Source organism: Qipengyuania vesicularis, assembly GCF_019711415.1.
Classification (GTDB): domain Bacteria; phylum Pseudomonadota; class Alphaproteobacteria; order Sphingomonadales; family Sphingomonadaceae; genus Qipengyuania; species Qipengyuania vesicularis.
Genome location: NZ_JAIGNJ010000002.1, coordinates 375309 through 395573 on the forward strand (window position 1 = coordinate 375309; position 20265 = coordinate 395573).

The following is a 20265-nucleotide window of genomic DNA, read 5'->3' on the forward strand; positions in this document are numbered from 1 at the left end:
TCAGTAGTCGCGGCTGATCTCGGCCACGACGCTTTCGCGACCGATGGTCGATACCGCGGCGAGCAGCGACAGCCAGCTCGTTATGCGGAACTCGACCTCGGTTGCGCTGTATCCGCGTCCGTCGGTGATGATTTCCACGTAGAAACGGCGTCCGAAGTTCTTCCCCAGCGCCACGCCGGTCTGGCGGTCCAGCGCAGGGTCGGCCGACACGATCCTCAGTCGATCGAGGCCGATTGCGCTCCTGAGCTGGTTGATCGGATCGAGCCCGCCGCCGCCGCGCAGGCTGGCAACGGCAGCGCCAAGCTGGAGGGCGTCGGTCGCCGACAGTTCGGAAATCGAGCCGCCGAACAGCAGGCGGGCGAGGATTTCCTCCTCGGGAAGCGCGGGATCGGAGGTAAAGGAGATATCGCTCTGGCTGACTGGCCCCGTCACGCGCACGATGACATCGATTCCGTCGCGTTCGGTCTCGGCGCGAATGTCGAGAGTGGGATCGATAGGCACGTTCTCGTCGAAATCGATTTCGCCGCGCGTGAGTTCGAACCGCGTCCCGGCGAAGGTGTAGTCGCCGCGCACCACCGTGGCGGATCCGCCGATCCGGGGATCGTCGGTCGTCCCGCGCAGGATGATGTCGGCACCCCATTCGCTGTCGAGGCCCATCCCGTCGACATCGATCCGGCTGCTTCCCCGGGCGTCGATCAGGTAACGCCACGGCCGCCCCGAAGATGTCCTCGGCGCAATATCGGCAGGCGCATTGATCTCACGCGTTGCAATACGTGGGAGGCGCAAGTCGTCGGCGGCGGTCGCCAGTCGCCAGTTCGCGCGATTGATCTGCACGCGCCCGGCAATCGTGCCGCCCAGCCCGTTTGAGACGATGCGCAAGGGGCCTGTAATCGTGGCGCTGAGGCCATTGGCCTCGAGCAGGAAGGCGCGGTTGGCCGATGCCCGCAGGTCCAGCGTCGGGCCGCGAATTTCCCTGAAGCGCCCCTCGACCCTTTCGCCAAGTCCCTCCAGATCGACGATCCCGCTGCCCGTGACGGTCCCGCCGTTCTCGGTGGAGCCGGCAAAGCGCGTGAGGTTCAATCGCGAGCCCGCAAAAGTTCCGCGTACGCTGACATCGCGAATGTCGGTCCCCGAGATGGAACTACGAACCCGCAAATCGTCGCTGGTCAGCTGCCCGCGGACCCGCGGATTGGCGAGCGTCCCAGTCGCATTGGCGGTGATCGACACGGGGCCGGTCAGGTCGAAGGCATCGATGGCAGCAAGGCGCCACAGGCTCTCCGCCGCGCCATCGTAGCGCAGGCTACCCTCCAGCCTGCCCGCGCGCAGGCGCTGCGTGAGGTCGCCGGAGGGCGGAAGGTCGGTGATATAGGCCTGCACCCTCCCGCGCCGGATATCCTCGTTCTTGAGCACCGCGCGCGCTTCGAGCGAATTGGCTTCCAGCCGGGCCAGGAGCGACAGGTCGACCGGCTTCGAGGAGAGTACCAGTCCCGACCGGGTCAGATCATCGACCTTTACGCGCGCCGAACCTGTCGGCAAGCCACCCCTGGGCGCGCGGAAGTCCACGATACCGGAAATCGTTCCGCCCATTCCCAGATCGGCTACCGCCACATCGACCAGCGAGAGCGGCATGCTCGCCAATTTGAGCTCCAGCGCGGTCTCGTCGGAGGCGAACAGGCCCGAAGCAAGTGCCCGCCCATCGGCATAGTTGATCTGCGTGGGTGCGAGACGCCATCCGCCCCCGTCGAGCGCCGTGAGAACGGCTCTTCGCGGCATGGTGATGTTGCGCCCTGCGAACTGTCCGTCCGCTGCAATCGCGATCCGCTGCGGCTGGAACCGCGCGTTGATGTCGAGCGCGAAGCGGTTGCCGCGCCTGCCCGAAACCGCCGCATCGAGGTTTCCGACACCATCGACCACCTCTCCGCGCGCCGCCATCCGGCCGATGAACAAGGTCCCGTACTGCAGTCCCTGTGCATTGGCCGTGCCGGAGAAATTGTAGGAGCCGTCACCGATGACGCCGGTCGCATCGACCTCTGCGCGTCCGATCAGGAGCGGCGTGTCGCCGCCGAAGCGGGCGTTGCGCGCGGCAAGGTCGATATCGAGCCCCTGCCCGCCATCGCGCGGTGAGAGCGCTACTGTCCCGTCAAGACCCCCACCGCCTAGCGCGAGAGTGCCTTGGGCACCGCCTTCGACCAGCAGCAATTCTCCCGAGACATCGGTCTCGGAGACCGTCATCCGCTCAATGGCGAGGCGCGTAGGCCCGCCTTCCGGCGAATAGAGCCCGACCACGCCGACAAAGGGCCCGAGAACCGAGTCACCCTCGGTATCGATCGAGAAGCCATCGTCGGTCGGGGCGAGAGCAAGCCGTACATTCTCGAGACCGGTCACGGGTTGGGCGAACACCAGCTCCGCCGTCGGTGCACCGTCCTCGATCCTGCCCTGAACGGTGAAGGCCCCGTAGGAAGTATGCTGCCCCGTCCCGGCAAGGCTGGTCGTCCCGCCGCTGATCGATCCATTCATTGCCAGCTGCAATTTTTCCGAATCGACCTGCAATCGACTGAAGTCGATCGAGGTGCCGCTGCCGGTCGCGATCCCGCCGCGCACCCGAACGGTGGGACCGGCAAGGTTGGCCAATGTATCGTTGCTGACCGGCGCGATGCGCGCATCCAATTGCGCTCCCAGGCGCCATCCGCCGGGTAGGAGATCGAAATCGACCAGCGCGGTGCCGCCCGCAGTCCCGACATTGTCGAGTGCGAGACCACTTGCCCGAAGCGGGCCGCGCAGCTGGTATCGTCCGCCGTCGATATCACCGCGAAGTGCCAGGTTTGCGGCCAGTCCGCGGAAGGCAATCCTCAGGTCGTCGCCGGTGAGCCTGGAGCCGTCGAGAACGAGCGAGCCGCGTCCCGTGCCATCGACAAGGCGGGGACCGACCAGCGCGTTGCCCGTCGACACACGTCCCACGCGCAGCGAGAGCGGGATGGTCCAGCGCTCCCCGTCAAAGCGCGCGGTACCCTGTTGAGTGAGGTTCGCCAGTGTCGTCGTGCCGGATAGGAGCCTGCCAACGGCAACGTCGTGAACGATGGCTAGGTCGCTGAATTCGCCGTCGATGGTCGCGTCCGCGCGCGCGTTCTCGAGCCTGAGGTCCTCGCCGAAAAGCGATGGATCACGCAGGGCGAGGTCGATCTCGTAATTGCCGACGCGGTTCTCGGCGAGGTCGACAAGTCCCTCGCCTTCCAGTCGCAGCCCCTGGCCAATGATCGTAGTGGATCCGTCGAAAGCACGGTTGTCGATCGCCACGCGGGAGCGGAGCGACACGTCGTCGCCCAGCGCGCGCGCCAGAATGCCCGTGAGGAAATCGCTCGGATCGAGCTTTCCGATCAGGCCGAATGTGCCGGCATCGTTCGTAATGCGCAGGGCCGCCACGCGCTCGTCCTGCGAACGGACAAGCAGTCCGCCCTTCCATTGCGACCAGGTGCCATCTCCGCGCAGGACGGCGGTGTAACCGCGCTCCAGATTTGCCACCTCGGCAAGCGGGCCATCGGCGAAAGTCCGGAGGTCGGCGGAAAGGTCGAACTTGTCGTCATCGGGTTCGGCATCGACCAGCAAGGCCAGCCGATCACGCTGGCCGAACAGCACATCCCCGTCGAGCAGCAACCGCCTGTCTTCCACCTGCACTTCGGCATCGAGGTCCACCCGCCGGGCCTCATCCCCGACTATTCCCGGTGCCAGCGTAAGGTTGTCGATTGCCAGCTCATCGATGGAAATATCGAAACCTGGGAGGATAGGGCCTTCCTCCTCGCTTGGCAGGAACTCGGGCAGGCGCGCCATCTGTCCCCGGCGCGCGGCGAAACTGTTGATGTCCAGCCGGTTGCTGACCCATGCCCGCGGGTTCCAGTCGACCTCGGCGCGCGGGATCGTGAGGAATACCCCTTGCGGATCGGACAGGGTGACATCGTGGAGGACAGCCTCGCCATAGATATCGCCTTCGATCCGGCCGATGCGGATGGTGAGGCCGTTCGGAAACGTTTGCTTGGCGATCTGGCTGGCGAGGAAACGCTCGCCCAGCGGCGTGTTGAGCAGCACGAGCGCCGCAACCAGCAACAGCAATGGCGCGCCGAGCAGGATCAGCGTCCATTTCCCGATACGCCGCTTGCGACCGCGGGTATTCGGCGGGTCCGCCTGCTGTGCCTCGACCTCGGACATCAGAATGCCTGCCCCAGCGACACATAAACCGCGATAGGCGCGTCATCCTCGTCCGGTGTCAGCGGAGTGCCCACGTCGATGCGGATCGGCCCGAAGCCCGTGTGATAGCGCAGGCCGATGCCGGCACCGACCTTGATCTCATCGAAATTGGGCGTGGGATCGGGACCGACTGAACCAGCATCGATGAAGGGCACGATCGACACAGCGCCATCGAGCAGCCCGGTGCGGATGCGGGCCTCCATCGCCACTTCGACCAGGCTTCTCCCGCCCGAGGGTTCACCCAGCTCGTCGCGAGGACCGATCTCGCGAAATCCGTAGCCGCGTACCGAGCCGCCACCGCCTGCGTAATAGCGGCGAGAAGGTGCGATCTGATCGAGCCCTGCACCGGGAATGGACCCGAAGGCCGCGCGCCCGGCGAGGACCAGGCGGTCGCCAAGCGACTGGTAGTAACTCGCATCGAAGCGCGCGCGCAAATAGGCGCTTTCCACCGAGTTGGTCGTGGAGATTTCCGGCGAGAAGCGCGCGCCAAGCCGGAAACCGCGGCTCGGATCGAGCAGGTCGTCGGTTTCGTCGAGCAGCAAGGTGCCCGGCAGCGCGCCAACGAAGAAGGTCTGGCGCGGCTGGGCGACACCATCGACGTCGGGTGGCCTTTCCTGCGTCGCGATGAGCTCGACCCCCGCCGACCAGCTGATCTCCTTCTGGAACAGCAGCGTCGAACGCCGTTCGAAAATACCGGTGAGGGCAATCGTGCGCGCCTCGAACGCAGGGCTGTCGATCGTGCTGGCATAGGCATCGAGCGTCAGCACGCGATCACGCCCGCCGAAATTGTTTTTGCGGAAGGTAATCCCGGCAAGCTGCTCCTGCGTACCGGCAATTCCGCGCAGGCGGAGCGAACCCTCGGGCGGGAAGAGGTTGCGGTGCTCCCAGCTTGCCTGGAGGCGATAGCCCTCCTCCGAACCATAGCCGATTGCGCCGGCAATCGTACGCAGCTTGGCACGCTGGACCTCGACGTCCATGGCCACGACGCCAGGTTCGCTTTCGCTGGGCGGAGTGACTTCGCGCGGCGTTACCGAAACCGAGGAGACGAGGCCCGTGGCCGTCACCGCGCGGCGCAGGTCGAGCGACAGGCTGCGCTGGTAGGTATCGCCCGGCTCGAAGCGAGCAATGGTGCCGAGATGGCGGCCGGACAGGAACTTCGGATCACTGCTGGTGACCTCGCCGAAGACATATTTGCCGTTGGGCTCGACATTGAGGGTGAGGTCGCCCTCGACCCGGTCGTGGTCGATCAGCAGCTGCGGCTCGTCGATGGCGGCGAAGGGATAGCCGTTTTCGCCGAGTGCACGGTCGAGATTGAATTGCTCGGCAACGATGGTGTCGCTCTGAAGGAAGTCTCCCGGCTGGATCCCGAACGCTTCGCGCAGGCGGGTGTGATCGGGCGCGGAATCGAGGTTACCGAGATCGATGGACCCGTAAGTGTAGCGGTCCCCCGGAATAATATCGAAACGAACGACCGGCGCTTCGTCGGCTGCCACTTCCCCAGCCTGCACGGCACCGATGGAGCGGATGACCTGCCCGTCGTAATATCCGTAGACGCGCAGGAGATTGCCCAGCAGTTCCTCATCCTCGCGCGCCCGGGCCGCAAGCTGCGCGACATTGGCATCCTCATCTTCGAGGCTTTCGATCGTAGACAGCGCTGCGAAACGCTCGACGAAATCGCCGCGGGCGGAAAAGGGCGGCTCGGTCTGGGGAAAGCCAAGGATGAGGTGATCGTCGATCCGTTCGGTTTCGGCCTCCTCGAAGGCAACCTGGGATTGTCCGAGATCGAGCTCGGCGAATTCGAGGTCCTCTTCCTTCTCGAGCGGATCGAAGCTTTCGATGGAAATGTCATCGGGCCACGGAAGGTCGACGCCTTGAGGATCGGGAATCGGCTCTTCGGCATCGGGCACTTCGATGTCCGTCTCATCCGGCTCTGCGCCCTGTTCCGCCCAGCTCTCGGGATTCTCTACCGCCGAATCCGGAATGAGGTCTTCGAGACTGGCAGGCGCATTCTGGTCCTGCGCCGCCAACGGAGGTGCGATGAGCGCCAGCGCCGCTGCGCAGACCATTAACCGCATGTGGGGGATTTCAGTCGGCGAGCTTGTACTCGAGCGGGCTGCCGTCCTTGGCGGGCAATGGCGCATCTTCGCGTTCGCGCCTTGGCGCAGTTGCAGCAGCGATGAGGCGCTTCTGCTCGGTATCGGGCATGCGCTCCCACCCGGCGCGGCCAAGCCGTTCGAGCGGGCGATAGCGGATCTTGTACTGCATGCGGTCCGATCCATCGACCCAGTAGCCGAGGTAGACGAAGGGCAGGCCGTCCTGTGCCGCACGCCTGATGTGGTCGAGGATAATGTAATTCCCAAGCCCGGCCCGATCTTCAATGTCAGGATCGTAGAAGCTGTAGATCATCGACAGCCCGTCGCCCTGAACGTCCGTAAGGCAAGCTCCGACCAGACGACCCGGCTCGGCGCCCACTCCCGGCTCCCTATATTCAATGACATAACTTGAGACGGGCGTATGTTCCACCATATCGGCGAAATCGCTTTCGTCCATCTCCGCCATGCCCCCACCGGGATGACGTGCAGCAAGGTAGCGACGAAGCAAATCATACTGTTCGTCGGTCGCCCAGGGGCGGCATTCGGTCGAAATGAGGTCGCTATTGGCCTTCATCGTGCGCTTCTGGCTCGACGACGGCTTGAATTCCTGAGTCACGACCCGGACGGAGACGCACGCCTGGCAGTCGAGGCACGATGGCCGGTATGCCACCGTCTGGCTTCGGCGGAAGCCGATCCGCCCCAGCGCTTCGTTGAGTTCATCGGCATTGTCGCCGCGCAATTCGGTGAAAACCTTCCGTTCGCTGCGCCCCGGCAGGTACGGACACGGCGCAGGGCTGGTCACGAAAAACCGGGGGAAGCGAATGGGTGCCGTCACGGCGGGCTGGTCCTCTCTCGGGCGTTGCCGAATTCGTTAACGAATCCTTTATGCATGACCGAGGGGCGCGTTAAAAGACTCTTAACCATGAAAAATCGGCAGGCGACATCTGGAGTCGCCCAACGCGATGAAGGATGGGCGCCGATCAGGCCAGTTCGGCGAGCTCGACGCTGTACCCCTTGCCTTCCAGTGCCTTCACCAGCCGATCGATCTGCGCCCCATCGCGCGCTTCGCACTCAATCTCGGTGATGAGGCCCTTGGCCGGAAGCGTCGTGAAGATGCGCTGGTGGTAGATCTCGATGATGTTGACATCGTGGTCGTTGAACTCGCGCATGACCTTGTAGAGCGCCCCGGGGCGGTCCTGGAGGGTAATGCGCAGGCGCGCGAGGCGCCCCGAGCGTGCGAGGTCACGTACAAGCACATTGGCTAGCAGCCGGGTATCGATATTGCCCCCGCAAAGCACCAGTCCGACCGTCTTGCCCGCGAATTTCTCCGGATAGGAGAGAACTGCGGCAAGCCCTGCCGCACCTGCTCCCTCGACAACGGTCTTCTCGATCTGCAGGAGCAGCGAGACCGCCCGCTCGAGCCTCGGCTCCTCGACCAGCAGCACCTCGTCGACCAGCTCGGAAATGATCTGGCGGGTAAAGGCACCCGGCTCCTTGACCGCAATGCCTTCGGCCAGCGTATCGCCGCCGCAGGGAAGATCCTTGCCCGTCACCGCCGAGTACATCGAAGGGTAGAGCGCCGCCTGGACGCCGACCATCTCGATACCCGGCTTCAACGCCTTGGCTACCGTCGCCATGCCGCTCATCAACCCGCCACCACCAATGGGGACTACGAGGCAGTCGAAATCGTCCTTCTGCTCGAGCATTTCGAGCGCGACCGTGCCCTGCCCTGCCGCGACATGTGGATCGTCGAAGGGATGGACGAAGGTGAGACCGCGTTCGGCCTCTAGCTCGCGAGCATGGGCATATGCTTCGTCGAATGTCTCGCCATGCAGCACCACGTTGCCGCCGACGCTCTCGGTCTGCATCACCTTCACGCTAGGCGTGGTTGAGGGCATGACGATTGTCACCGGTACACCCAGCCGCCGGCCGTGATAGGAAAGCCCCTGCGAGTGGTTGCCAGCCGACGCGGCGATCACGCCTTTGGCCCGCTGTTCCTCGGTAAGTTGCAGCAAGGCATTGAGCGCGCCGCGTTCCTTGTAAGCGGCGGTGAACTGCAGGTTTTCGAACTTCAGCCAGACATCGGCGCCCGTAATCTCGGACAACGTGATCGAGTGCATCATCGGCGTCCTGACCACCGCGCCTTCGATGCGCCGCGCTGCCGCGCGCACATCGTCGAGGGTCAGGAGATCGGTCGCGCACTCATTGGCGCGAAGGGATGATGCTTGGGTCATTCTCCCGCCCCTAGGCCGCAGGCGGGTCCTTCGCAATCTCGGAAAGGGTTTGCCTGCACCAAGCTATGCCTTATCGCTCTCGTCCGAGAACTGACATTCCGGGGGTCTTCCGATGAAATTGAAACTTGCCGCCACCCTGCTTGCCTCCGCTATCGCCATGCCGGCGCAGGCCGACGTGCTGATCGACAATGTCAGCGGGATCACGATCGACGAGGAAGGCAAGGTCAAGCGCTTCGAGGCGCTCGTGATCGACGATGACGGCAAGATCGCACGACTGGTCGAACGCGGAGAGGAACGACCCCGCACCGATTATCTCGAAGATGGCGAAGGCCGCGTCATGCTGCCTGGCTTCATCGATGCGCATGGCCATGTGAGCAGCGTGGGCTTCAACGCCCTGACTCTGGACCTCTCGGCCACGAATTCGCTGGAGGAAGCGCTCGAAGCCATTCGTGTCTTCGCGGAGGAGAACGAGGCCCGCCCCTGGATTCTCGGACGCGGCTGGAACCAGGAGAAATGGGGCCTCGGCCGCTTCCCCACTGCTGCGGAGCTCGACAGCGTGGTGTCCGACCGCCCTGTCTGGCTCAATCGTGTCGACGGACATGCCGGATGGGGCAACAGCCTTGCGCTGAGGGCCGCGGGAATCGACGCCAGCACCGTGTCGCCCGAAGGTGGCCGCATCGAGAAACTCGCCGACGGGAAAACCCCTTCGGGCGTTTTCATCGACCTTGCGATGGGTCTGGTGGAGAAAGTCCTCCCCGCCCCGCGTCCAGTCGAGCGCGACCTCGCGCTGGCCGAGGCGCAGAAGGTGCTTCACGCGCAGGGCATCACGGCGATGGCGGACATGGGCACGACAATCGAGGACTGGCAGTCCTTCCGCCGCGCGGGCGACAATGGATCACTGACGCTGCGGATCATGGCCTACTCCGCAGGACCCGAGCAGATGGTGCTGATCGGCGGCAGCGGACCGACGCCCTGGCTCTATGACGACAAGCTGCGCCTTAACGGGATCAAACTCTACCTCGATGGCGCGCTGGGCAGTCGCGGGGCGTGGCTCAAGCAGCCCTATGCAGACGACCCCCACAATACCGGCCTGCCGCTGACCCCGCCGGCGGCGCTGCGCAACATTCTCGTCCGCGCGGCGCAGGGCAATTTCCAGCCTGCAATCCACGCCATCGGTACGGCCGCCAATGCCGAAGCGCTCAACGCTATCGGCGAAATCGCGGAGAGCTTCGGCGGCGACCGCCGCTGGCGCATTGAGCATGTGCAGATCGTCGATCCGTCCGACCTGCCCAAGCTAGCCGAACACGGCATCATCTCGAGCATGCAGCCGGTCCACCAGACCAGCGACATGTTCATGGCCGAGGCCCGCCTCGGGCCCGACCGGCTGGGCGGCGCCTATGCGTGGAGTTCCATCCTCGAACTCGGCGGGCGGCTGGCCTTCGGCTCGGATGCTCCGGTGGAATCGGCCGATCCCTTCGCCGGTCTCGCCGTCGCAATCACCCGCAGCAATGCCGAGGGCGAGCCCTTCGGCGGCTGGCGCCCGACCGAGCGCGTGACGCGCGAGCAGGCGCTGGCCGGTTTCACCTCGGAAGCAGCCTTCGCAGGGTTCGCCGAAGGACGTTTCGGCCGACTGCTACCGGGCGAGCGCGCGGACTTCATCCTGGTGGATATCGATCCCCTGCTCGCAACACCCGACGAAATCCGGGCGACGAAAGTGCACGAAACCTGGGTTGGCGGGCGGAAGGTCTACGACGCCGACTGATCGGCCTCGGTCTCCGTCTCGCTCTCGCTCTTCGCCGTTTCCTTGGCGTCGCGCTTGTCGAACACGCGCATCAGCAACAGCGAGCCCTCGAAGAGGAGCAGCAGCGGCACGGCAAGCAGCAATTGCGACCCCGGATCGGGCGGCGTGATGATCGCTGCAAGTGCTACTACCAGCACGATGACATAGCGCCGCGCTCCGACCAGTTGCTCGCGCGTGACGATGCCCGCACGATGCAAGAGCAGCAGCAGGACCGGCAGGAGGAAGCTCATCCCGAAAGCAAGGATGAACTGCATCACGAGGCCGAGGTATTCATTGGCGGTCGGCAATGCCTGGATTTCCAGACCGCCCGCACTGCCCTCGAAGCCGAGGAACCACTCGAAGGCGGTCGGCATCACGATGTAATAGGCAAGCGCCGCCCCGGCGATGAACAGGAAGGGGGTGGCGAGCAGGAACGGCAGGAACGCCTTCTTCTCCCTCGCATAGAGGCCGGGCGCCACAAACGCCCAGAGCTGGTTCGCGATATAGGGGAAAGCGATGCAGAAACCCGCAAAGAGCGCGACCTTCAACTCGACGAAGAAGACTTCGTAGAGCTTGGTGAAGATGAGTTGCCCCTCGCCCGTCGGGAAAGCCTTCTTGAGTGGCTGGATCAGGAAGCCGAGGATCTGGTCGGCGAAATAGAGGCACACGCCGAAAGCCACCACCAGCGCCGCAACGCTGCGGACAAGCCGCGTGCGCAATTCGATCAGGTGATCGAGCAACGGCGCCTGGCTCTCGTCGATATCCTTGACCTCGAACGCCATCTCAGCTGCCCTTCCCGCTGTCGCCGAAGGGAAGGCCGGGCTCGTCTATCGGGGAGTCTCCGCCATGTTCGGGCGCTTTCTTCGGAGCCGCGCGCTTGATCGCCGCTTCGGCAGAGGCATCGGGATCGGGCACTTCATCCGCGGCCGCGAGCGGTTCCATCCCCTGATCGGGCGGCAGGAGATTTTCGGGCGCCCCACCCTCCGGCTCGTTACCGGTTGGGTATTTCGCCATGATCTCCTTGTTCCGGTTGGACCACTTTTCTTCCATTTCCTCGATTTCCGCCTGGCGGACCATCTCGTCGAGGCCGGAGCGGAAATGAGCGGACATGCGGCGCAGTTTGCCGATCCAGCGCCCTGCCGTGCGCATGGCCTTGGGCATGTCCTTGGGGCCGATCACGAGGATCGCCACCACGACGATCACCAGCAATTCGGCCGCGCCGATATCGAACATGAATGCGTTCTCCGCCTGGTTCCGCGGATTATTCGGGGTCGGAGGTCGTCTTGACCTGGTCTTCCTTCAGCCCCTCACCCGCCGGCTTTGCCTCATGCGAGATCTGCTTCGCGGGTTCGGCATCATCCTCGTTCATGCCCTTCTTGAAGCTTTTTATGCCCTTGCCGAAATCGCCCATCATTTCCGAGATGCGCCCGCGCCCGAACAGGACGAGGATGACGAGGGCGATAATGATGAGCTGCCAGGGGCCGAGCGACATTGTGAGTACCTTTGTGTGTGTTACTTAGCACCAATATAGGCGCACCCTCGCGCGAACGCCAGTCAGGCTGCGTCGCTGGGTTCCTGGTCCTCTTCCGACACCTCGGACACATCGCCCACCAGTTCTTCGAACGCATCGTCTACCGGGTCGAGCAGGCCGGTGGCCTTGAGCTCTGCGAGACCAGGCAGGTCGCGGCGGCTCGAAAGGCCGAAATGGTCGAGGAATTCCGCCGTGGTGGCGTAGATGGTCGGGCGCCCCGGGACCTCGCGGCGCCCGGCAATCTTCACCCAGCCCGCCTCCATCAGCACGTCGAGCGTACCGCCGGAGGTCTGCACGCCGCGGATCGATTCGATCTCTGCGCGACTGACCGGCTCGTGATAGGCGATAATCGCCAACACCTCGGTCGCGGCACGGCTGAGGCGGCGGACCTGCTCGCGTTCCTTGCGCAGCAAATGGGCAAGATCGGGCGCTGTTTCGAAATGCCAGCGCTTGCCGCGCTCGACGAGATGGATACCCCGCTTTTCGTAGGTCGCGGCCAGCGAATTGAGCGCCTCGCGCACCTCCGCCTTTTCCGCATCGCCCAGGAAACCGGCCAGCGCATCGACGCTCATCGGCTCTTCGGCTGCAAACAGCGCGGCTTCGACGGCGCGTTCCATCTGGTTCATGCGACGCGCCTCAAGCGCATGGGACCAAACGTCTCTTCCTGCGCGATCTCTGCCTTGCCCATCCGCGCAAGTTCAAGCGCTGCGACAAAGCTGGAAGCCAGCGCGGAGCGACGCAGGCGCGGTTCGGCATACGGCGGGAGGAAATCGCGCAGCTCCATCCATTCCAGCGTCACGCCGAGCATGTTCGACACGCGGTCCAGCGCCGATTCGAGCGTCATGACCGGCCTGTCGCGCACAATATGGACAGCCGGCGCCGTGCGCGCCTTGACCCGGCCATAGGCTTCGATCAGCGAGAACTGGTCGCACTGCCACTGCGTCTTGCGGACAATGGCGAGGCCTTCGGGCGCACCGCGCAGGAAGACATCGCGCCCGATCCGGTCGCCGCCCATGAGCCGGCCCGCCGCCTCGCGCATGGCGCCGAGGCGCTGGAGCCGCAGCTGCAGCTTGAGCGCGAGTTCCTCGGGCGAAGGATCTTCTTGCTCTTCCTTGGGCAGGAGCATCGCCGATTTGAGATAGGCGAGCCAGGCGGCCATCACGAGATAGTCCGCCGCCAGTTCGAGCTTCAGCGCTTCGGCCTGCTCGATATAGGTGAGGTATTGTTCGACCAGAGCGAGGATCGAAATCTCGCGCAGATCGACCTTCTGGCGCCGCGCAAGGTCGAGCAGCAGGTCGAGCGGGCCTTCCCAGCCGTCCAGCTCGAGATAAAGCGCGTCCTGATCGAGCGTGGCATCGGCAGCGATGCCGTCCCACTCCTCGCCCTCTTGCTGGACCGGATCGGTGAAGAGCACGCCTTCGGTCACGCGGCTTCCTCCGTGATGGACAGGAGCGCGTCACGCTTGGCGAGGAGTTCGGCGGTTTCGGGGCCATCGCCTGGCTCGCCCATTGCAGCGTGGACCCGGTCGAGCCGTGCGGCGGCTTCCTGCGAGAGAGAAGGAAAGCGCGCGGCGATCGCCTGCTGGTCTTCCATCTTCGCCCAGCAGTTCAGGATGATGTCGCATCCCGCATCGAGCGCCTTTGCACCGCGCTCGACGATCGTGCCCTCGAGCGCCTGCATGTCGATATCGTCGGTAAACAGCAGGCCGTCGAAGCCGATCTTGCCGCGAATCACGTCGCGAATGACCGTCTGCGACAAGGTCGCCGGGTTCTCGGCATCCCATGCGTCGAACACGATATGCGCGCTCATGCCCAAGGGATGTGAGGAGAGTGTGCGGAACGGCTCGATATCCACTTCGAGCTCCTCCGCACTCGCCTCTACGCGCGGCAACTCCTTATGGCTGTCGACCGTCGCCCTGCCGTGGCCGGGCATGTGTTTGAGGCAGCCGACGACGCCGCCGCGCGCCATGCCATCGAGCACCGCGCGGCCGAGTGCCGCGACCTGCATCGGTTCGCTGCCCAGCGAACGGTCGCCGATCACATCGTCAGTCTCGGGGCGGCGCACATCTAAGGGGGCATGGTAATCCACCGACACGCCGACTTCGGCCAATTCGCGGGCCATCGCCTCCGCATTCACCCGCGCCGCCTCGATCGCGGAGGCAGGAGCGATCTCATAGAGCCTGGCGAAGGCTTCACCGGCCGGGTATTTCGACCATTCGGGCGGCTTCATGCGCGTCACGCGCCCACCTTCCTGGTCGATCGAGATGACCAACCGGTCGCGTCCGTGGATGGCGCGCAAATCATCGGTAAGTGCCCGCATCTGGTCGCGGGTTTCGCAATTGCGCGCGAACAGGATGTAGCCCGCCGGATCGGCATCCTTGAAGAAGGCGCGCTCATCGGCCGTCAGTTCGAGGCCGGAAATGCCGAAAATGGCGGGTGTCATGGAAGGAAACTGCGGCGATTCCCTGCAGAATCCAAGCGCAGCGGAGTCGGCAGGTGTGGAAATTAAGGTAGGTTGAGGCCTTTGTGGGTGCCTATTTCACGAAACAGGCCAGCCCGTCGTCCTTCAGGCGACCGCACAGCGCCCTGGCTTCGGCGTTGTTCGCAGTGACCGCCTGGAGCCGGTAGACAGTCCCGATATCGACCTTTGCCTGCACCACGCGGTGGCGAACTCCGTTGAGTGCTTCGGTCTGGCGCATCAGCCTGCCCCAGGCTTCCTTCGCATCGCTCCATTTCGGGAAGGCGCCTACCTGGACATAGGTGCCCGGCCGATCCGGCGTTCGCTCGCCCTCGTTGAGGGTAGTTGCTAGCGACGGGCCGGCAACTTCGGCGCCCTCGGCAGGCGAGGCGCTCGGTGTCGGGGTCGGCTCTGCGAGCTTTCCTTCGCGGGTCTGGCCCTCGCCCACGGCAAAGCTGGTATCACCGGTTCCGGCATAGGTCTTGCCGCCAGCCTCTTCGGGCTTGGTTTTGTAGGGTTCTTCGGGGGCTGCGATTACGCTGCCGTCGGCCGGAGGCTCGTCGCCAGACGATCCCAGTGCGAGCCATGCCGCCGCCACAATCGCACCGACGACGACGAGTGAAAGCACCCCCAGCAGCACGAGGCGCGAGGTCGCATATCCGCCTTCGTTTTCTTCGTCCTCGCCCGATTCGAGCCAGGGAAGATCTTCCTCGCCGTCGATCAGTTCGAGATCGGCGATGGTCCAGTCCTCGTCATGCTCATAGGGCGGCCGCGCCATGGCTTACATCTCCTCCACCGCCTCGACACCAAGGATGCCGAGACCGTTGCGGATCACCTGACCGACCTGATCTGCCACAAACAACCGCGCGCCCGTCAGTTCGGCATCCTCTTCCTGGATGATCCGCTTCTTCGGGTCATCGTTACCCGCATTCCAGAAACTGTGGAAGGCGGCGGCGAGATCGCCGAGGAAAAACGCGATCCGGTGCGGTTCGCGTGCCCTCGCGGCAGCTTCGACCACACGCGGGAACTGGGCGGCTTCGCGCACGAGCGCGAGTTCATCTGCGCCGAGCCGGTCGAGATGTTCGTCGCTCGGCGCGACGCCTGCCTTGCGCAAGGTCGAACGAATGCGCGCATGGGCATACTGAAGGTAGAATACCGGATTGTCCTTGCTCGCCTCGACCACCTTGGCGAAGTCGAATTCCATCTGCGCTTCGGGCTTGCGGGTGAGCATGGTGAAACGCACCACGTCCTTGCCGACCTCGTTCACGACATCGGCAATGCTGATGAAATTGCCCGAGCGTTTGGACATCTTCACCGGCTCACCATCGCGCATCAGATTGACCATCTGAACTAGCTTGACGTCGAACGGCACCTCGCGACCGGCGCCCTTGGTCAGCGCGGCAACCGCAGCCTTGATGCGCTTTACCGTGCCCGCATGATCGGCACCCCAGATGTCGATCAGCGCGTCGGCGTTCTCGGCCTTCTGGAAGTGATAGGCGAGATCGGCACCGAAATAGGTCCATGCGCCGTTCGATTTCTTGATGGGCCGGTCCTGGTCGTCGCCAAACTCGGTGGAGCGGAACAGCGGCAATTCGACCGGTTCCCAGTCCTCGGGCGGGGCCTTGCCCTTCGGGGCCTCGAGGACGCCATCGTAAACGAAACCATGCTCGCGCAGCCACGCCTCGGCCTCTTCGGGCTTCTTGGCAGCCTGCAACTTGGCTTCGGAAGAGAACAGGTCGTGATGGATGCCAAGCTGGGCGAGATCGGCCCGGATCATGTCCATCATCGCGGCAACCGCACGCTCGCGGAAAATTGCGAGCCAGTCGGCTTCGTCCGCATCCTTGTAGGCCGCGCCGAATTCCTGTGCGAGCTTTTCGCCCACCGGTTTCAGGTATTCACCCGGGTAGAGACCTTCGGGGATCTCGCCGACATCCTCGCCAAGTGCCTCACGGTAACGAATGTGTACCGAACGGGCGAGAACGTCTACCTGACCGCCGGCATCGTTTACGTAGTATTCGCGCGTTACCTTGTGGCCCGAGAATTCGAGCAGGCCCGCCAGCGCATCGCCCACGACAGCACCGCGGCAATGGCCCATGTGCATCGGCCCGGTCGGATTGGCCGAGACGTATTCCACATTGACCGTCTGCCCGCCGCCAAGCTGCGAGCGACCATAGTCTTCTCCCAGCGCGGCAATTGCCTTGAGTTCGCGCAGCCATGCCTGTTCCGACAAACGCAGGTTGATGAATCCGGGGCCGGCAATGCTCGCCTCGGTAATGTCGGGTTCGCGCGTAAGATGCTCGACGATCAGTTCGGCGAGCGCGCGCGGATTGGTCTTTGCCTGCTTGGCCAGCACCATGGCCGCATTGGTGGCGAGATCGCCATGCGAGGGATCGCGCGGAGGCTCCACCGTCACGCCCGATCGGTTCGTCTCGGGCGGAAGGTGGCCTTCCATCTCGAGAGCGTTCAGAACGGCGTCGATTTTAGCGGCGAAACCCGCGTGGAGAGTCTGGATGTCGGACATGCCCGCGCGCCTAGACGAATGGCGCAAAATGGCAAGATACTTGGACCTAGCGCGTCGCGTTGTAGCGCAGCTGGTCTTCGGTCAGCTGGAACCCGACGAGCAGTTCGAAGGTCGCGCGCTGGACCGCAGCGCGGACTTCGGGATCGGCCAGCGGATCAAGCGCGGCGTCGGGATCGCCAGCACGGCGCTTGCGGGTGATCTTCTCGCGGATATCGGCCGGCAGGGTTGCCTCGGCACGGCTCACATAGGCCGCCGCGTTCGCGCTTGCCTGCGCGCGCTCCTGGCCATCGGCGAAGTTCAGGGTAACTGTTCCTACGCGCTTGGTCACCACCGCGCTGCCACCGCGCAGCACGGTCGAGAAATAGGGTAGCTGGACACTGCGGGCCCCGCGCGTATCGGTCCGCCGGGCGACTACGTTGAAGGACGCTTCGGTGTAGACCTGTTCTCCGCCTTCGTTGCAGGTCGATGTCAGGTCAGTCATCGCCGCAGTCACGTCGAGATCAGCTAGGGTCTTGGACGTCGGGCTGCGGAACAGGGTCACATCGCCGGTGTAATCGGGGATACCGACTGCAGGACAGGCCGTGCGCACGGCGGTGATGCCAGCTCCGCCATTATCAACCACCAGTTCACCGGAAGTCCTGCATCCTGCCAGCACGATACCCAGCGTAAGGGCAGTCAGGAGGCGAATTCGGTTGGTCATGTCTGCGGCAATCCTCGTGTCTTCGTATGCATACCTGATGGCAGGCGACGCGTGCCCTAGCTTGGCGCGATGCAAAGCGCTAGGGGGGCCTGCATGAACGCACCCTTTCAATCCCCTGACGACCGTCCGCAGTCGAGCGATCCGCGCCTTCCGCTGAAGCTGCTAATCGCCGCGCCTCGAGGATTTTGCGCCGGAGTCGATCGCGCGATCGAGATCGTCGAAAGGGCGCTGGAGAAGTACGGACCTCCCGTCTATGTCCGGCACGAGATCGTCCACAATCGTTATGTAGTGGATACGCTCAAGACCAAGGGTGCGATTTTTGTCGAGGAACTGGACGAAGTTCCCGACGATGCGCCGGTAGTCTTCTCCGCTCATGGCGTTCCGAAATCGGTGCCGGCTGAAGCACAGCGTCGCAAACTGCTCTATGTCGATGCTACGTGCCCCTTGGTCAGCAAGGTGCACCGCCAAGCCGAACGCCAGATCGAAAAGGGACAGCACATCCTCTTCATCGGCCATGCCGGCCACCCTGAGGTTATCGGGACCATGGGCCAGGTGCCTGAAGGCCGAATCACGCTGGTGGAGACGATCGCAGACGTGGAAGCGCTTCCTTTCACCGACGAGGACAATCTCTCCTTCCTCAGCCAGACAACGCTATCGGTCGATGATACCGCAGATATCATCGCTGCCTTGCAGTCTCGCTATCCGCACATCGTTGCGCCCAAGGCGGAGGACATCTGCTACGCCACGAGCAACCGCCAGGCTGCGGTCAAGCAGATTGCACCTGCAAGCGATCTCGTACTTGTGATCGGCGCACCCAATTCTTCCAATTCGCTCCGGCTGGTGGAGGTGTCCGAAAGGCTCGGAACCGATGCAAAGCTGATCCAGCGCGCCGATGAGATTCAGCCGGAATGGTTGGAAGGAGTGGGCACGCTCGGCCTTACCGCGGGCGCATCCGCTCCCGAGAAGCTGGTCCGCGAAGTTGTCGACCGCCTTTCCGATTGGCGCCTCGTCGATGAACAGCCGATCGTTTCGGCCGAAGAGAACATGGTCTTCAAGCTGCCCCGGCAGCTCACCGAATAGGTGGCCGTCTACACCCATCTCGGAGCGGAAGAGCTCGCCCGGCTCATCGAGCACTACGATGTGGGCGAACTCATCTCGGCGAAGGGCATTGCAGAAGGCGTGTCCAATTCAAATTGGTTGGTTGAAACGACCCGAAACCGGTACATCCTCACGATGTACGAGCGCAGGATCGACATTGCGCAGCTACCGTTTTTCCTCGGCCTTTTGGATCATCTTGCGGCCAATGGCTGCGCTGTACCCGCGACGATCCACGACAAGTCGGGCGCGGCCTACCGCCAGATCGATGGCAAGGCGGTCGCGCTGATCGAATTCCTGCCGGGGATTTCGCCGACGGAACCCACACCTGCGCAAGCGCACGCCGTAGGCGCCGCGATGGCCAAGGTGCACCTTGCCGCCAGGGATTTCAGGTCGAGTCGCGCCAACAATCTCACCCCAACCGACAGCGTCGCCATCCTCGAGAAGTGCGGCCGCGAACGACTGGCCCAAGTGGATGCAGGCCTTCCGGCGATCGTCGACCTGGCACAGGCTCTGGCGGCGGATTGGCCGAACGACCTGCCACGTTCGATCATCCACTCTGACCTGTTCCCCGACAACGTCCTCATGCTCGGCGACGATGTGAGCGGCATGATCGACTTCTACTTCGCCTGCGACGACATGATGGCGTACGATCTGGCCGTCACCCATGCGGCCTGGTGCTTCGATAAGTCCGGGTCCCGGTTCGCGGCGGATATCGGCGAGGCCATGATCGAAGGATACGAAACGGTCCGTTCGCTCGAGGCACGCGAACGTGCTGCCCTGCCCGCACTGGCGCAGGGCGCGTGCCTGCGCTTCGTCGCGAGCAGGGCCGAGGACTGGCTGGACGTGCCCGCCGATGCGCAGGTCGAGCGCAAGGACCCGATGGATTTCGTCCGCCGTTGGGATTTCTACGCCAGCCAGGGCCAGGCCGCATTTGCCTGAGCGCGGCGAAAGGCTAGAGCGCGCGGCAATGAAACAAGTCGAAATATTCACCGACGGTGCCTGCAAGGGCAATCCCGGCCCGGGTGGCTGGGGCGCGTTGCTTCGCATGGGGCAGCATGAGAAAGAAATGAGCGGCGGCGAAGCAGAGACCACCAACAACCGAATGGAAATGACCGCCGCGATCCGCGCGCTGGGTGCGCTTCGCGAGACATGCGAGGTCGCGCTTCATACCGACAGCAAATATCTGATCGACGGGATCACCAAGTGGATTCACGGCTGGAAGAAGCGCGGCTGGGTCAACGCGGCCAAGAAGCCTGTCGTCAATGAAGACCTGTGGCGCGAACTCGACGCCTTGCGGAGCAAGCACCAGGTTACGTGGCACTGGGTGAAGGGCCACTCGGGCCACCCGGAAAACGAACGGGTGGACCAGCTCGCCAGCGACGCCGCTGAACGGATCGCCGCTGGCGAAGACGGCTAGACTTACGAGTTGTCTACGGTTTCCGCGCCGGGTCCGTTCTTCTGGATCGAAGCGATCGCATTCTTGGCGCTGTCCTTCGAGGAGTAACCTTCTGTCGAGAACATGACTTCCGAATTGTACTTGAAGCGCACGCGATATTCGCCTGCCTTGTCCTTATAGATTTCGAAATGGTGCGCCACTGTGCGGCCTCCTATC

The 20265-nt window shown here is 63.8% G+C and carries 18 protein-coding genes; 4 read left to right on the forward strand and 14 right to left on the reverse strand.

The annotated features are described in order from the left end of the window. The 4 genes from K3146_RS07440 to K3146_RS07455 all read right to left on the reverse strand — a co-directional run bounded on the left by K3146_RS07440 (position 1) and on the right by K3146_RS07455 (position 8566). Entirely contained in the window at positions 1-4200 is a 4200-nt protein-coding gene (locus K3146_RS07440; protein ID WP_221545645.1) for a translocation/assembly module TamB domain-containing protein, read from the reverse strand. After that, on the reverse strand, positions 4200-6314 hold the full coding sequence (locus tag K3146_RS07445) for an autotransporter assembly complex protein TamA (protein WP_247711114.1): 2115 nt from the start codon (positions 6312-6314) through the stop codon (positions 4200-4202). Before K3146_RS07445 ends, K3146_RS07440 begins: the two co-directional genes overlap by 1 nt. A 10-nt stretch (positions 6315-6324) precedes the next feature. Next, positions 6325-7167 (reverse strand): arginyltransferase, encoded by an 843-nt coding sequence (locus tag K3146_RS07450; protein WP_221545646.1) that lies wholly within the window; start codon positions 7165-7167, stop codon positions 6325-6327. A 145-nt stretch (positions 7168-7312) separates the two neighbouring features. Continuing rightward, positions 7313-8566, reverse strand: coding sequence for a threonine ammonia-lyase (locus tag K3146_RS07455; RefSeq protein ID WP_221545647.1), 1254 nt, complete (start codon positions 8564-8566; stop codon positions 7313-7315). 112 nt (positions 8567-8678) lie between these two features. Here K3146_RS07455 and K3146_RS07460 point away from each other — a divergent pair, with 112 nt between their 5' ends. Then, complete coding sequence (locus K3146_RS07460) at positions 8679-10328, forward strand: amidohydrolase (RefSeq protein WP_221545648.1); 1650 nt, start codon at positions 8679-8681, stop codon at positions 10326-10328. On the opposite strand, the gene tatC is transcribed toward K3146_RS07460, so the two are convergent. The 9 genes from tatC to K3146_RS07505 form a co-directional block, all read right to left on the reverse strand. Further along, positions 10313-11128, reverse strand: a complete 816-nt coding sequence (gene tatC, locus K3146_RS07465) for a twin-arginine translocase subunit TatC (RefSeq protein WP_221545649.1) — start codon at positions 11126-11128, stop codon at positions 10313-10315. The genes K3146_RS07460 and tatC overlap by 16 nt on opposite strands. A 1-nt stretch (position 11129) precedes the next feature. Then, positions 11130-11579: a Sec-independent protein translocase protein TatB gene (tatB, locus tag K3146_RS07470; RefSeq protein ID WP_221545650.1), complete on the reverse strand. Its 450-nt coding sequence runs from the start codon at positions 11577-11579 to the stop codon at positions 11130-11132. 28 nt (positions 11580-11607) lie between these two features. Then, positions 11608-11838 carry a twin-arginine translocase TatA/TatE family subunit gene (gene tatA, locus K3146_RS07475; RefSeq protein WP_221545651.1) on the reverse strand — a complete coding sequence of 77 codons (231 nt, stop codon included), beginning with the start codon at positions 11836-11838 and terminating at the stop codon, positions 11608-11610. Between the two features lie 62 nt (positions 11839-11900). After that, positions 11901-12503: an SMC-Scp complex subunit ScpB gene (gene scpB, locus K3146_RS07480; protein WP_221545652.1), complete on the reverse strand. Its 603-nt coding sequence runs from the start codon at positions 12501-12503 to the stop codon at positions 11901-11903. After that, positions 12500-13303 carry a segregation and condensation protein A gene (locus K3146_RS07485; protein WP_221545653.1) on the reverse strand — a complete coding sequence of 268 codons (804 nt, stop codon included), beginning with the start codon at positions 13301-13303 and terminating at the stop codon, positions 12500-12502. The genes scpB and K3146_RS07485 overlap by 4 nt, the downstream gene beginning before the upstream one ends. After that, a complete protein-coding gene (gene nagZ, locus K3146_RS07490) occupies positions 13300-14319 on the reverse strand; it encodes a beta-N-acetylhexosaminidase (protein ID WP_221545654.1) in 1020 nt (339 codons plus the stop codon). The genes K3146_RS07485 and nagZ overlap by 4 nt, the downstream gene beginning before the upstream one ends. Before the next feature lie 91 nt (positions 14320-14410). Further along, a complete protein-coding gene (locus K3146_RS07495; RefSeq protein ID WP_221545655.1) occupies positions 14411-15112 on the reverse strand; it encodes an SPOR domain-containing protein in 702 nt (233 codons plus the stop codon). Positions 15113-15115: 3 nt separating this feature from the next. Further along, a complete protein-coding gene (gene argS, locus K3146_RS07500) occupies positions 15116-16855 on the reverse strand; it encodes an arginine--tRNA ligase (RefSeq protein ID WP_221545656.1) in 1740 nt (579 codons plus the stop codon). A 46-nt stretch (positions 16856-16901) separates the two neighbouring features. Beyond that, complete coding sequence (locus tag K3146_RS07505) at positions 16902-17555, reverse strand: hypothetical protein (RefSeq protein ID WP_221545657.1); 654 nt, start codon at positions 17553-17555, stop codon at positions 16902-16904. A 93-nt stretch (positions 17556-17648) separates the two neighbouring features. Between K3146_RS07505 and ispH the strand changes: the two genes are divergently transcribed. Genes ispH through rnhA form a run of 3 tightly spaced genes read left to right on the forward strand, consistent with a single transcriptional unit; the run spans position 17649 to position 20070 of the window. Further along, complete coding sequence (gene ispH, locus K3146_RS07510) at positions 17649-18635, forward strand: 4-hydroxy-3-methylbut-2-enyl diphosphate reductase (protein WP_221545658.1); 987 nt, start codon at positions 17649-17651, stop codon at positions 18633-18635. Beyond that, positions 18636-19592, forward strand: a complete 957-nt coding sequence (thrB, locus tag K3146_RS07515) for a homoserine kinase (protein WP_221545659.1) — start codon at positions 18636-18638, stop codon at positions 19590-19592. A 28-nt stretch (positions 19593-19620) separates the two neighbouring features. Continuing rightward, positions 19621-20070, forward strand: a complete 450-nt coding sequence (gene rnhA, locus K3146_RS07520; protein WP_221545660.1) for a ribonuclease HI — start codon at positions 19621-19623, stop codon at positions 20068-20070. A gap of 2 nt (positions 20071-20072) precedes the next feature. Here the strand turns inward: rnhA and K3146_RS07525 are convergent, their stop codons facing one another. After that, positions 20073-20249, reverse strand: a complete 177-nt coding sequence (locus K3146_RS07525) for a YegP family protein (protein ID WP_221545661.1) — start codon at positions 20247-20249, stop codon at positions 20073-20075. Positions 20250-20265 lie beyond the last annotated feature (16 nt).

Excerpts from the sequence above, each read along its gene's own strand:
- nagZ (WP_221545654.1), bottom strand. The coding sequence starts at position 14,319 with ATGACACCCGCCATTTTCGGCATTTCCGGCCTCGAACTGACGGCCGAT.
- K3146_RS07455 (WP_221545647.1), bottom strand. The coding sequence starts at position 8,566 with ATGACCCAAGCATCATCCCTTCGCGCCAATGAGTGCGCGACCGATCTC.
- rnhA (WP_221545660.1), top strand. The coding sequence starts at position 19,621 with ATGAAACAAGTCGAAATATTCACCGACGGTGCCTGCAAGGGCAATCCC.
- tatA (WP_221545651.1), bottom strand. The coding sequence starts at position 11,838 with ATGTCGCTCGGCCCCTGGCAGCTCATCATTATCGCCCTCGTCATCCTC.
- K3146_RS07440 (WP_221545645.1), bottom strand. The coding sequence starts at position 4,200 with ATGTCCGAGGTCGAGGCACAGCAGGCGGACCCGCCGAATACCCGCGGT.
- K3146_RS07495 (WP_221545655.1), bottom strand. The coding sequence starts at position 15,112 with ATGGCGCGGCCGCCCTATGAGCATGACGAGGACTGGACCATCGCCGAT.
- tatC (WP_221545649.1), bottom strand. The coding sequence starts at position 11,128 with ATGGCGTTCGAGGTCAAGGATATCGACGAGAGCCAGGCGCCGTTGCTC.
- argS (WP_221545656.1), bottom strand. The coding sequence starts at position 16,855 with ATGTCCGACATCCAGACTCTCCACGCGGGTTTCGCCGCTAAAATCGAC.
- K3146_RS07505 (WP_221545657.1), bottom strand. The coding sequence starts at position 17,555 with ATGACCAACCGAATTCGCCTCCTGACTGCCCTTACGCTGGGTATCGTG.
- tatB (WP_221545650.1), bottom strand. The coding sequence starts at position 11,579 with ATGTTCGATATCGGCGCGGCCGAATTGCTGGTGATCGTCGTGGTGGCG.
- ispH (WP_221545658.1), top strand. The coding sequence starts at position 17,649 with ATGAACGCACCCTTTCAATCCCCTGACGACCGTCCGCAGTCGAGCGAT.
- K3146_RS07445 (WP_247711114.1), bottom strand. The coding sequence starts at position 6,314 with ATGCGGTTAATGGTCTGCGCAGCGGCGCTGGCGCTCATCGCACCTCCG.
- scpB (WP_221545652.1), bottom strand. The coding sequence starts at position 12,503 with ATGAACCAGATGGAACGCGCCGTCGAAGCCGCGCTGTTTGCAGCCGAA.
- K3146_RS07460 (WP_221545648.1), top strand. The coding sequence starts at position 8,679 with ATGAAATTGAAACTTGCCGCCACCCTGCTTGCCTCCGCTATCGCCATG.